Source organism: Microbacterium sp. HA-8 (assembly GCF_046111165.1).
Taxonomy (GTDB): Bacteria; Actinomycetota; Actinomycetes; order Actinomycetales; family Microbacteriaceae; genus Microbacterium.
Genome location: NZ_CP162025.1, coordinates 967,921 through 979,765 on the forward strand (window position 1 = coordinate 967,921; position 11,845 = coordinate 979,765).

The 11,845-nt window shown below is 69.6% G+C and carries 10 protein-coding genes and 1 pseudogene; 7 read left to right on the forward strand and 4 right to left on the reverse strand.

Annotation, left to right across the window (positions count from 1 at the left end; genetic code table 11):
* Positions 1-45: 45 nt before the first annotated feature.
* Both AB2L57_RS04620 and guaA read left to right on the forward strand, forming a co-directional pair.
* Positions 46-576, forward strand: coding sequence for a DUF3817 domain-containing protein (locus AB2L57_RS04620; RefSeq protein ID WP_409048204.1), 531 nt, complete (start codon positions 46-48; stop codon positions 574-576).
* Entirely contained in the window at positions 573-2,156 is a 1,584-nt protein-coding gene (guaA, locus tag AB2L57_RS04625; RefSeq protein WP_292811251.1) for a glutamine-hydrolyzing GMP synthase, read from the forward strand. The genes AB2L57_RS04620 and guaA overlap by 4 nt, the downstream gene beginning before the upstream one ends.
* Positions 2,157-2,694: 538 nt before the next feature.
* Here the strand turns inward: guaA and AB2L57_RS04630 are convergent.
* On the reverse strand, positions 2,695-3,621 hold the full coding sequence (locus AB2L57_RS04630; protein ID WP_292811261.1) for a Bax inhibitor-1/YccA family protein: 927 nt from the start codon (positions 3,619-3,621) through the stop codon (positions 2,695-2,697).
* Positions 3,622-3,792: 171 nt separating this feature from the next.
* Here AB2L57_RS04630 and AB2L57_RS04635 point away from each other — a divergent pair, with 171 nt between their 5' ends.
* Genes AB2L57_RS04635 through AB2L57_RS04645 form a run of 3 tightly spaced genes read left to right on the forward strand, consistent with a single transcriptional unit; the run spans position 3,793 to position 6,842 of the window.
* On the forward strand, positions 3,793-4,827 hold the full coding sequence (locus tag AB2L57_RS04635) for a glycerophosphodiester phosphodiesterase family protein (RefSeq protein ID WP_409048205.1): 1,035 nt from the start codon (positions 3,793-3,795) through the stop codon (positions 4,825-4,827).
* 9 nt (positions 4,828-4,836) lie between these two features.
* Positions 4,837-5,796: an ABC transporter ATP-binding protein gene (locus AB2L57_RS04640; protein ID WP_409048206.1), complete on the forward strand. Its 960-nt coding sequence runs from the start codon at positions 4,837-4,839 to the stop codon at positions 5,794-5,796.
* A complete protein-coding gene (locus AB2L57_RS04645) occupies positions 5,793-6,842 on the forward strand; it encodes an ABC transporter permease (protein ID WP_292811244.1) in 1,050 nt (349 codons plus the stop codon). The genes AB2L57_RS04640 and AB2L57_RS04645 overlap by 4 nt, the downstream gene beginning before the upstream one ends.
* Positions 6,843-6,851: 9 nt before the next feature.
* Here AB2L57_RS04645 and chrA read toward each other — a convergent pair whose 3' ends face one another.
* Positions 6,852-8,054, reverse strand: coding sequence for a chromate efflux transporter (gene chrA, locus AB2L57_RS04650; RefSeq protein WP_363331339.1), 1,203 nt, complete (start codon positions 8,052-8,054; stop codon positions 6,852-6,854).
* Positions 8,055-8,151: 97 nt separating this feature from the next.
* On the opposite strand from chrA, the gene AB2L57_RS04655 reads away from it, so the two are divergent.
* Positions 8,152-8,898, forward strand: a complete 747-nt coding sequence (locus tag AB2L57_RS04655; protein WP_292811240.1) for an SUMF1/EgtB/PvdO family nonheme iron enzyme — start codon at positions 8,152-8,154, stop codon at positions 8,896-8,898.
* On the opposite strand, the gene AB2L57_RS04660 is transcribed toward AB2L57_RS04655, so the two are convergent.
* Together AB2L57_RS04660 and AB2L57_RS04665 are read right to left on the reverse strand one after the other, a co-directional pair.
* Positions 8,814-9,242 carry a DUF1345 domain-containing protein gene (locus AB2L57_RS04660; protein ID WP_292811238.1) on the reverse strand — a complete coding sequence of 143 codons (429 nt, stop codon included), beginning with the start codon at positions 9,240-9,242 and terminating at the stop codon, positions 8,814-8,816. The two genes, AB2L57_RS04655 and AB2L57_RS04660, sit on opposite strands and share 85 nt — an antisense overlap.
* 221 nt (positions 9,243-9,463) lie before the next feature.
* Positions 9,464-10,674 (reverse strand): annotated as a pseudogene (locus AB2L57_RS04665) (integrase core domain-containing protein).
* A 426-nt stretch (positions 10,675-11,100) separates the two neighbouring features.
* Here AB2L57_RS04665 and AB2L57_RS04670 point away from each other — a divergent pair.
* Positions 11,101-11,562 carry a hypothetical protein gene (locus tag AB2L57_RS04670; protein WP_146048096.1) on the forward strand — a complete coding sequence of 154 codons (462 nt, stop codon included), beginning with the start codon at positions 11,101-11,103 and terminating at the stop codon, positions 11,560-11,562.
* Positions 11,563-11,845: the final 283 nt, after the last annotated feature.

An 11,845-nucleotide genomic window follows, 5' to 3' on the forward strand; every position in this document is an offset into this window, starting at 1 on the left:
GCGACCGCCGCGGTCGGGGGTCGCACCGCGGGTAGACTGGGCATCATGCCCGCCCCCCGCCTCGCATCGTTTCCGAAGATCCGCGGGGCGCTGAGGTTCTACCAGATCGCCTCGATCATCACGGGCGTCGGGCTGCTGCTGCTCGTGGCCGAGATGGTTCTGAAATACACCCCGCTGCACGTCGAGCTGTTCGCCGGAGGCTCGGGGGGCCTGCTCTGGTTCGCCACCGCGATCCCCGGCCCCGAATGCCAGTGGTACTCGCTGTTTTTGCCCGGCAGCGCGTGCGAGATGATCTCGACCGGTGACGGGTTCAACCTCTCGCTGTTCATCCTCGTGGCCCACGGCTGGTTCTACGTCGTCTACCTCTTCGCGTGCTTCCGCGTCTGGAGCCTGATGCGCTGGCCTTTCCCGCGCTTCCTGCTGCTCGCGCTCGGCGGCATCGTGCCCCTGCTGTCGTTCTTCCTCGAGGTGCGTGTCGCCCGCGAGGTCAAGTCCTATCTCGCCGAGCGCGAAGCGGCCGCGGCCGCCGAGGCGACGGCATCCACCCCCGCCCCTTCGTCCGAGAGCATCCGGTGACCGAAGCCACAGAGACCTCCCAGCGGCCCGTCCTCGTCGTCGACTTCGGTGCGCAGTACGCGCAGCTGATCGCGCGGCGCGTACGCGAGGCCGGCGTGTACAGCGAGATCGTGCCGCACACCGCCAGCGCGGCCGAGATCGCCGCGAAGAACCCCGTCGGTCTGATTCTGTCGGGCGGCCCCTCGTCGGTGTACGAGCCGGGGGCGCCCACGCTCGACCCCGGCGTGTTCGAGCTCGACGTGCCGACCCTCGGCATCTGCTACGGCTTCCAGGTCATGGCGCAGGCGCTCGGCGGCGAGGTCGCCAACACGGGGCTGCGCGAGTACGGAGCGACGGATGCTGCCGTCGTGGGCTCCGGGGGAGTGCTGCTCGAGGGCCAGCCCGCCGCTCAGAACGTGTGGATGAGTCACGGCGATCAGGTCTCGCGCGCACCCGAGGGATTCGATGTGCTCGCCGCGACCGTCGCGACCCCCGTCGCCGCGTTCGGCAGCGACGCGCGCCGCATGTACGGGGTGCAGTGGCACCCCGAGGTCAAACACACCGATCACGGTCAGCGCGTGATCGAGAACTTCCTGCACCGCGCGGCAGGTCTGCCGGCCGACTGGAACAGCGGAAACGTCATCGCCGAGCAGGTCGCCCGCATCCGTGACCAGGTCGGCTCGGCTCGTGTCATCTGCGGTCTGTCGGGCGGAGTCGACTCCGCAGTTGCGGCGGCTCTCGTCCACGAGGCCGTCGGCGACCAGCTCGTGTGCATCTTCGTCGACCACGGTCTGCTGCGAAAGAACGAGCGCGAGCAGGTCGAGACCGACTACGTCGCCTCGACGGGTGTGCGCCTGGTGACCGTCGACGCGCGCGAGCAGTTTCTGTCGGCGCTTGCGGGCGTCTCGGATCCCGAGAAGAAGCGCAAGATCATCGGACGCGAGTTCATCCGTGCCTTCGAGGCGGCCGAGCGCGATCTGGTGCTCGAGGCCGCGGCCGACGGCGAGCCGATCCGCTTCCTCGTGCAGGGCACGCTCTACCCTGACGTCGTCGAATCGGGCGGCGGTTCGGGCACGGCCAACATCAAGTCCCACCACAACGTCGGCGGTCTCCCCGAGGATCTGCAGTTCGAGCTCGTCGAGCCGCTGCGCACCCTGTTCAAGGATGAGGTGCGGGCCATCGGCCGCGAGCTCGGGCTGCCCGAGGTGATCGTCGCCCGTCAGCCGTTTCCGGGGCCGGGCCTCGGGATCCGCATCGTCGGTGAGGTTACCGCCGACCGCCTCGAGATCCTGCGTGACGCCGACGCCATCGCCCGCGAAGAGCTGACGCGCGCCGGACTCGACAGCGAGATCTGGCAGTGCCCCGTCGTGCTGCTCGCCGACGTACGCTCGGTCGGTGTGCAGGGCGATGGGCGCACCTATGGTCACCCGATCGTGCTGCGGCCCGTCTCGTCCGAAGACGCGATGACTGCCGACTGGACCCGCCTGCCGTACGACGTGCTCTCGAAGATCTCGAACCGCATCACCAACGAGGTGCGCGAGGTCAACCGGGTCGTGCTCGACGTGACGTCGAAGCCGCCGGGAACCATCGAGTGGGAGTGACGCGCCGTTAGGCGGCGCGCGGGTCCGGCGCTGCGCGCTGGTCGACGGACGTTGCGCGCGCGTCGACCAGCGTTGCGCGCCGTTCGACGGGCTTTGGGTGCGCTTGGCGGCCAACATTCCGGAACGATGGGGCGTGCACGCCCCGCGCGCCTTGTGTTTCCGCGGTTCGGTTGTGTGCTGCGGTCCGTTTCTCCGGAATGCTGTCCGCCGTGCCGTGCCGTGCCGTGCCGTGCCGTGCCGTGCCGCGCCGCGCCGCGCCGCGCCGTGCCGCGCCTGCCGCGTGGTGAACCGATCGGCGCCGGGGTCATCGGCGGTCAACATTCCGGAACGAAGGGGCGTTCACGCCGCGCTCGCCGCGTGTTTTCGCGGTTCGGGTGTGCGTTGCCGGCCGTTTCTCCGGAATGTTGTCCGCTGTGCCGTGCCGTGCCGTGCCGTGCCGTGCCGCGCCGGCGCCGCCGCGGCGCCCGCCGCAGCCCGAGCCACGCGAAGAGGGGGCCGTCCCGAAGGACGACCCCCTCTCGAGGTACGAAACCGCGGGTCAGTCGCTGCCGCGCACGATAGCGATGATGCGCAGGATCTCGATGTAGAGCCACACGACGGTCACCATAATGCCGAAGGCGCCGAGCCAGGCGTACTGCCGGGGAGCGCCGTTGCGCACGCCCTGCTGGATGGAGTCGAAGTCGAGCACCAGCGAGTACGCCGCCATGATGACGACCAGCACACCGATGATCAGCCCGAGGGGGATGCCGAAGACCTCCTGGCTGAGCAGGCCGAAGGCCTGGCCCTGGGGTAGGACGCCCGTCCACATGAGGATCACGTTCAGGAGCGAGAAGACCAGGTATCCGATCATCGCGATCATGAAGATCTTGGTGGCCTTCTTCGACGCGCGCACCTTGCCGCTGGCGAACAGGGCGAGGGTCACGCCGACGACGGCGAGGGTGGCGAGCGTGGCCTGCATCACGATGCCGGGCCACTGCACCTCGAAGAACGCCGAGATGCCGCCGACGAAGAGTCCCTCGAACGCGGCATAGGCGAAGATCAGGGCCGGGCGGACCTTCTTGCGCGACGTGAAGATCACGACGAGCGAGAGGACGAAGCCGCCGAGGGCGCCGATGATCCACGGCAGGATGTTGACGGGCTGGTTGGCGTCACCGGTGATGGTGAGGCCGCCGAGGGTCCACACCCAGCCGATCGCGGCGGTGACGAGCAGGATCGCGAAGAGGGCCACCGTCTTGACGGCGGTGTCCTCCACGGTCATGCGGTCGGTCTGGTGCGCACCGGCGGCGGGGGCGGCGTACATGCCCTCCATCTGCGCCTGCGCTCCAGCGTCCACCGTCGCGTGCGAGGCGGAGGCGAACTGCGACGAGCGGCCGAGGTTCGCGGCCTGCGATCCGCCGGGGTAGGTCTGCACGGCGCGCGGGTCCTGGAACGCCGGGTTGTTGAACGCGGGGTTGTTGAGGGCCATGGCCTGGCTCACACTCCAAGTGCTGTCGGGGTCACAGCGATGTGCTGTTGAACAACGATATCCGCTCGAGCGCCCCGAAGCACGGTCTTGCGCTGTGAGAGGACTATGAGGCATCGATCGGTGGGCCGCCCTGGCCGGGAGCGCGCGCCGGCCGCGGATACCCTGGAGCGCATGGCCCCCCGGCATCCGCTCGTCATCGGCCACCGCGGAGCGCCCGGGTATCGCCCCGAGCACAGCCGCTCGTCCTACGATCTCGCGCTGGCGATGGGCGTGGATGCTGTCGAGCCCGACATCGTGGTCAGCCGCGACGGCGTGCTCGTCGTGCGGCACGAGAACGAGATCTCGGGAACGACGGATGTCGCGACGCGGCCGGAGTTCGCCGATCGGCGGACGACGAAGGTCGTCGACGGGCAGGCGCTGACCGGGTGGTTCACCGAGGACTTCACGTGGGACGAATTGCGCACCCTGCGCTGCCGCGAGCGGCTGCCGAAGATCCGTCGCACGAGTGCGAGCTTCGACGATCGGCAGCCCGTTCTGAGGCTTCGCGACGTGCTCGACCTCGTCCGCGCGGCCTGCGCCGAGCAGAGCCGACCCATCGGGGTCGTGCTCGAGATCAAGCACGCAACGTACTTCGCCGGAATCGGGCTGGATCCGGTCCCCCTCATCGCCACGGAGCTCGCCGAGAGCGGGTGGATCGCGCCGCCCGGTCCCGTCGTCTTCGAGGCCTTCGAATCGACCGCGCTGACGCGGCTGCGCGCGCTCGGCATCCCCGGCACGTACATCTATCTGATCGAGGCGTCGGGCCGGCCCTTCGACCTGGTCGCGGCGCGCGGTGCATCCGCGCCGACGTATCGCGAGAGCGTCGACCCCGCAGGTCTGGACGCGCTCGCGGGCGACGTCGACGGCGTGAGCGTCGATCGCCGGATGATCCTCGAGACCGCCCGCACGGGTCATGGCTTCTCCGTCGCCGACGCGCATGCCCGCGGTCTTCAGGTGTACACGTGGACATGCCGCCCCGAGAATACGTTCCTCACGACGGGGTTCACGGGTCGGGGCGGGGGTGCGGCCTTCGGCGACTATGAGGGCGAGTGGGCGCTCATCCGGGATGCTGGCGTCGACGGCGTCTTCGTCGACCACGCCGATCTCGGGGTCGAGTTCTTCCGCCGTGAGGCGCGGGGTGCGAGGGCGGCGGGCGCACGTGCATAGGCTGGCCGCATGACCCCCGGCATCGAGGCCACCGCCGTGCGCCGCTCATTCGCCGACGTGCATGCGGTGCGCGACGCGACGCTGCAGGCGCTGCCGGGACGCGTGACGGCGCTCGTCGGGCCCAACGGCTCGGGCAAGACGACGCTGCTGCTCATGCTCGCCTCGCTCCTCCGGCCCGATGGCGGCACGATCCGCATCGACGGCGTCGATCCCGTCGCCGATCCGGGCGGGGCGCGGGCGCGCCTCGGATGGATGCCCGACGCGCTCGGCGCGTGGCCCTCCCTCACCGTGCGGGAGACGCTCGTGACCACCGGGCGGCTGTACCGGATGCCGCGCGAGGCCGCAGCATCCCGCGCCGCGGCGCTCATCGGGCAGGTGGGGCTCGACGAGCTCGCCGATGCGCCGGCCCGGGTGCTCTCGCGCGGGCAGAAGCAGCGGTTGGGACTTGCCCGAGCCCTCGTGCACGACCCGCGCGTGCTGCTGCTGGACGAACCCGCGTCGGGACTGGACCCCCGTGCCCGCATCGAGCTGCGGCACCTGTTGCGCCGGCTCGCGGCTGACGGGCGCACGATCCTCGTGTCGAGCCATGTGCTCGCCGAGCTCGAGGAGATCGCCGACGACGCGGTGTTCATGCTGCGCGGTGAAACCGTGGGCGCCGAGCGGGTCGCCGCCGCCGCGACCCGCTCGCGCGATTGGCGGGTGCGCCTGCTCGATGGGCCCGGCGAGACGTTCGGCGCCGAGACGTCCGCGGCGCTCGCGCGGGTCGCCGCCGCGCTGCCGGACCTGGATCCGGCAGTGGTGCGCGTCGACCGGCGCGACATCCTGATGCCGTTCGCCTCCGAGGACGAGGCGGCGTCGGCCCTCTCGCGACTGATCGCCGCGGGGGAGCGGATCGTCGAGTTCGCCCCGGCGACCGGCGAGCTCGAACGCACGTTCCTCGATCTCGGCGACGAGGGGAGCGCGCCATGATGCCGTTTCTGACCGGGGTGGCGACCGTGGCGGGCCTCGAGCTGCGGCAGCGGGTGCGAAGCGTGGCCTGGTACGTGCTGCTCGGCGTCTTCGCCGTGCTGCTGTTCTTCGTCGCCGTGCTGGCGGGGATGGTGTTCTCGTCATCGCCCGAGCAGTTCCGCGGCGCGTACTCGGTGCTCGTCTATGTGGTTCTGCTGCTGGCGACCCTCGTCAGCCCGGCGCTCTCGGGCAACGCGATCAACGGCGACCGCGAACAGGCCACCCTCGCCCCCGTCCAGGTCACGCTCGTCTCGACGCCGCAGATCGTGATCGGCAAGTTCGTCGCCGCGTGGGTGACGGGTCTCGCCTTCGCGCTCGTCGCCGTGCCGTTCATCGCCTTCATGGCGATCGCCGGAGAGGTGCCGATCGGTGTGGTGGCAGCATCCGTCGCAGTGCTCGTCGCCGAGATCGGCGTGATCGCGGCGCTCGGCGTGGGCCTGTCGGGCGTGCTGAACCGGCCGCTGTTCTCGGTGGCGACGACCTATCTGGTGGTCGCGGCGCTCACGATCGGCACGCTCATCGCCTTCGGGCTGGGTGGCGCCGCAGTGCGCACCGAGGTCACGGACCGTTACCGGTCGTACGTCTACGACTTCCAGGGCATGCCGACGACGGATCCGCCCACCTGCGGTGAGTGGGAGGAGACGACGCGCGAGGTGCCGCGCTTCGACGGCGTCTGGTGGATGCTGGCGGCCAATCCCTTCGTGATCCTCGCCGACGCGACACCCATCGCCTTCTCGCCCCAGGGTTACCCGGTCGACACCTTCGGGCAGATCTCGGTGGCGGTGCGGGTCATGCAGCTGCCTCCCGAGGGGAACGAGTGGGACGAGTGCGCCGGCGCGTCGTGGGACCAGGGTGAGACGGCCGAAGAGATCCACGCGCGGACGGTGCCGAGCTGGTTCGCGGGGCTCGCCATCCAGATCGTCCTCGCCGCGGGCGTGCTCCTATGGGCGGGGCGGCGCACGCGCACGCCGGCCGGTCGCCTGCCGAGGGGCAGCCGCATCGCCTGACGGCGGGGATCAGAGCGCGGCGAGTGCGATGCCGCCCGCCGCGCCGACGAGTACGACGATCCAGGGCGGGGTGCGCCACGCGACCAGCAGCACGAAGCAGACCAGGGCGAGGCCGAACGTCGCGGAGTCGACGATCGCCGTGACGAAGACGGGATCGTAGAGGGCGGCGGCGAGGATACCGACGACGGCTGCGTTCGCGCCCCGCATCGCCGCCTGCGCCGCGGGCCGGGCGCGCAGGGCGTTCCAGAATGGCAGGACCCCGATCAGCAGCAGCATGCCGGGCACGAAGATGGCGACCAGCGCGAGCGCGGCGTAGGCGAGACCCGCGGCGCCGGGGGCCGCGAGGGCGCCGAGGTAGGCGGCGAACGTGAACAGCGGGCCCGGCATCGCCTGCGCCGCGCCGTACCCCGCGAGGAACTCCTCGGGCGAGACCCATCCGCCGGTGACGACCTCGGCCTCGAGCAGGGGCAGGACGACGTGGCCGCCCCCGAACACGAGCGCCCCGGCGCGGAAGAACGCGTCCGCCACGTCCAGGGCCGGGCTCGAGAGGAGAGCGGCCGCGACGGGCAGACCGATCAGGAGCGCGACGAACAGGCCGAGGGCGATGAGACCCGCGCGCCGTGAGACGCGCAGGGGCAGGGCGACAGCATCCCCCGTCGCGTCGGCGCGGCAGAGCCAGAGACCGGCGCACGCGCCCAGCACGATGGCGGCGACCTGGCCGAGGGATCCGGCGGCGAGCAGCGCGATGACGGCGGCGACGACCGCGATGCCGGCGCGGCGCGCGTCGGGCGTGAGGCTGCGAGCCATGCCCCACACCGCCTGCGCCACGATGGCGACGGCGACGATCTTGAGGCCCGTGAGGATGCCGGAGCCGACCACTCCGCCGAACATGCCGGCGCCGGCGGCGAACGCGACCATGAGGATCGCCGAGGGGAGCGTGAAGGCGAGCCAGGCGGCGAGCGCGCCCGCCGGCCCGGCGCGGAGGAGCCCGAGCGCGAACCCGACCTGGCTCGATGCGGGGCCGGGCAGGAACTGACAGAGCGCGACGAGGTCGGCGTATCCGCGGTCATCGACCCAGCGGCGGCGGGTGACCAGTTCGTCGCGGAAGTACCCGAGGTGCGCGATCGGCCCGCCGAAGGACGTGACTCCGAGCTTCGCGAAGGCCCGGAACACCTCGCCGGGGGTGCCCGAGGGGCGAGGGGTCTCGGCGATCGGTGCGGGCGCGTCAGTCACGGGGTCACCCTAGCTTTCGGGGGTGTCCATCGGCGGGCGGGCGTGGTGTGGCGGGCCGGGGTGCGACACTGTCCGGATGGTCGAGATCGAGATGGCGCCGATCGCCGCCGGTTCGGTGACGTTGCACGACGCGCGGCGCAAGGCTCGTCGCACCGTCACGCTCGAGGCCTTCGAGCTGGGTGTGTATCCCGTCACGCAGGAGCAGGTCGCCGAGATCCTCGGCGAGGGCGCATCACACCCGCGCCGCCCCGCGACCGATGTGAGCTGGCTGCGGGCGATCCGCTTCTGCAATGCCGCGTCGGAGTGGGAAGGGCTGGATGCTGCCTACTCGTTCGAGGGCGAGGAGGTCACCTGGCACGTCGATGCCGATGGTTTCCGGCTGCCGACCGAGGCTGAGTGGGAGTTCGCGTGCCGCGCCGGCTCGATCGGCGCGCACTACGGCCCCCTCGCCGAGGTCGCATGGACGGCTGCCGATGGGCTGCGCGCCCCCGCCGACATCGGGGGCAAGATGCCCAACCTGAACGGGCTCTTCGACACGCTCGGCAACGTCTGGGAGTGGTGCTGGGATCTGCTCGATCCCGCGCGTTACGGCGAGTACCGGGTGTTTCGGGGCGGCGGTTTCGCCGACGACGTGCACAGCGTGCGGGCGGGCGTCCGCCGCGGAGGCCATCCGCGCATGCATCACGACGACGTCGGCTTCCGCGTGGCACGCGGTGGCTTCGAGACGGTGGATGCCGCTCAGGGCTGGTCGGCGGTCCTCGATCGTGAGCGCGCCTCGGTCGACGGTCCGCTGCCGCCGGGATGGACCCCGCTCGGACGGTGATGCGGTCGGTGCGGACTCGGTGGCCCGCCGCTCCTGCTCGGTGCTGAGTTCGAGAGGAAGAGCACGCTGATGAGCATCGCGATGATGAAGGTTCTGAACGCGAACGCGATGTAGGTCTGGCCGGTCACGATCGCGCGGGCGCGGGGGGCGGTGATGGTGACGTCGGAGGAGGAGATGGTCGTCGCGATCTGCGCCGACAGGTGGTAGTAGTCCGTGAAGACCGGTCCCTCGCCCGTCTTGCCGGCCCATTGCGCAGCGGATGTGGGGATGGCGGCACTGCGGCGCGGACTGTTCGTCGCGGCCAGCCACACGTGCAGAGTCCGGGCATCGCCGCGGCCCAGCATCGGGCGTGATCGTACTCGCCCGGATCGCGGGCCGGAGATCCGTCAGCACTGTTCGTGATGTGTAGACGCGACGGCGGGAGTCGAACTCAGGCGGGCGGTTTTGGCCGCGTCGCGAGATTCGGGGAAAACCGCGTCATTATGCGGAATTTTCGCTTGCCTCGGCGGGGCTGAAACCGGTTCGATCGGGTGTGATGTCTCAGGACATGGGTGACGGTTCTGCATCAGGACATCGGTGACACTTCTTGTATCAGGACATCGGTGGCAGTTCTTTGGGTTTGGGTCCGCGGGGCCTGCCGTTGCCGACGTAGCGGATGCCGGGTGGTGGCCAGAGGTGTTCGACGATGAGGGTGCCGCGTTCGTCGAAGACCATGATCCCGGCGGGCTCGTAGAGGACGAACACGTCCTGTCCGCGCATCGGGTAGCTGATGTTGAAGATGCAGCCGCGGACCTTGATTGATCCGTTCGGATGGACTGTCGCGACGCGGATCCCGTCGAGCACCCGACCGTTCGGCGAGGGTGCCGGCGGGAGCGGATCGTTCGGCTTGCGTTTGATGGTTCGAGGTCTGGGCGGGGTCGCTTTCTGTGTCGCTTCCCACGCCTGCAACGGTGTGATCCGGCCGGGCAACGCCTGATGCGGGCGTTCGGTGTTGTAGATGTGGTCGAACCGGTCGACCTGAGCCTGCAGTTCTCGGAGGTTGCCGGCGATGGGCTGCTTGTCGAGGTAGCGGAACAAGGTCTGGTGGAACCGCTCGTTCTTGCCTTGCGTGGTCGGCTTGTAGGGCTTCCCGGTGATCGGTTCGACGCCGAGCCGGGACACATACTCGACGAGCTGCCCGATGATTCCGCGGCGTGAGGGGTTCAGTGCGATGCCGTTGTCCGACAGCAGCCGCTGAGGAACACCGTGACGTTTGATCGCCTTGCGGACCACCCGGATCGCGTCTCTGGAGGTCTCGCCGACGGCGGCGTGGGACGCGACGGCGTAGCGGGAGTGGTCGTCTATGAGCTGGAAGATCACGCATTTGCGGCCGCCGGCGAGGACGTACTCGGTCGCGTCGAGCTGCCAGCATGCGTTGGGCGCCGGATACACGAACCGGCGATACGCGGCCCGCGGCTTCTTCCTCGGCTCGACTCGGGCGACACCGGCCTCCCGGAAGATCCGCGCCAGAGCAGCGATCGACGGCACCGGTGCCATCCCCAGGGCGATCATCTTGTCGTGCACGCTGATCGGCCCGTGATCCAGCCCGGACTCCTCCAGCGCGCGCCGCACCCCCACTGCCTGAACCTTGACGTCGTCGGCGATGGCCGTCGGGCTGGACTTCGGTCGCCGGCTCCGCGGCTCGAGCGCCGCGGCCTGCCCCTCGACGAGGGCGCGATTGCGGATCGCGTAGAACGTCTTCCGCGAGATCGAATGCTCCGCGCAGAACGTCGTCACTACCCCACGCGGCGCATCCGGCGGCCACTGCGCGATCGCGAGACGGACACGAGGATCGACAGGCTCAACACGGCTCATCCCTCACAAATAGAGGAGAAGTGTCACCACCAAACAGCCCCGAACTGTCACCGATGTCCTGATGCAGACTCGTCACCGATGTCGTGAGACATGACAACCGGTTCGATCGGGGTGAATCTCGATCAAGTGTGGGCAAAATGTGGGCAAACCGTCACCGATGTCCTGATAGATCACAGTCCCGAGACATCACAGCCGTGGCGAAGACGTGGACGGCGTCTCCGCTGAGGGATCCCTATCCGGGCGATGCACGCTGAGGGCACGGCGGCGTGCGTCTTCGATCGCTGTTCGTGCAGGGCGCGGAAGCGGTCCATTGCTGTCGCGGCGGTGCCCTCGGTTACGCTCGTGCCCGTGACGAAACAGCTGGCCGCGACGATCTGCTGGGCGGCGGCATCAGTGTGCGGCGCGGTCTACCTTGTTGTGCTGCCGTTCCAGGACTGGGCGAAGAACGGCTTCTCGTTCATCCCTTACCCGTGGACGTGGTGGCTGATCGCCGGCGCCGTCATCTTCTTCGTGGCATGGGTAGTCCTGTCCTGGAAGCCCAAGCCCGCCTCGGCGCCGACTCCGGCTCCGCGCTCCGGTGTCCGTAGCTCAGTCCCGGGGCGCCACGTCTACGGGCGGCTCGCTGTCGAGAAGAAGATTGGGACTGATGCGCTCCACGTGAAGTGGGCGGACAACGGCGTCATCGTGGGATACCTCGTCCCCTCCACCAACCGAGGCGGCTGGCAAGTGCTGGATCACGAGGAGAATGAGCTCACGTGGGCCGGGAGCCCGGAGGAGGGCGCAGCGTACCTCGAGCGCCACGCCCCATAGGGAGACGAGCGGTCGAAGATAGGGGAATGATCTTGCTGGATGGATCGCTGGAATTCCAGCTCCCCCACCTGTGCGATGAACGCAGGGGTCGGTTATAGCGATATCCAGACCGGTGGGAAAATCACCGTGCACACCTCGAAGAGCTCCCTGAATGGCCCCGCCCAACCTATTCCCACACGAGCGTAGGAAGTGGCGCGCGTAGCGACCGACAGAAACCACAACTGCGGCGAGTCTGAAGAGCAATCCCGTCGGACGAGACAAGAGAGGAACGGCTCGCGTGGGG

Bases quoted from the DNA above. Each gene is read 5' to 3' on its own strand.
- AB2L57_RS04660 (WP_292811238.1), bottom strand. From the start codon at position 9,242: ATGCTGGGCCGCGGCGATGCCCGGACTCTGCACGTGTGGCTGGCCGCG.
- AB2L57_RS04655 (WP_292811240.1), top strand. From the start codon at position 8,152: ATGGTCGAGATCGAGATGGCGCCGATCGCCGCCGGTTCGGTGACGTTG.
- AB2L57_RS04620 (WP_409048204.1), top strand. From the start codon at position 46: ATGCCCGCCCCCCGCCTCGCATCGTTTCCGAAGATCCGCGGGGCGCTG.
- AB2L57_RS04645 (WP_292811244.1), top strand. From the start codon at position 5,793: ATGATGCCGTTTCTGACCGGGGTGGCGACCGTGGCGGGCCTCGAGCTG.
- AB2L57_RS04640 (WP_409048206.1), top strand. From the start codon at position 4,837: ATGACCCCCGGCATCGAGGCCACCGCCGTGCGCCGCTCATTCGCCGAC.
- AB2L57_RS04635 (WP_409048205.1), top strand. From the start codon at position 3,793: ATGGCCCCCCGGCATCCGCTCGTCATCGGCCACCGCGGAGCGCCCGGG.
- AB2L57_RS04630 (WP_292811261.1), bottom strand. From the start codon at position 3,621: ATGGCCCTCAACAACCCCGCGTTCAACAACCCGGCGTTCCAGGACCCG.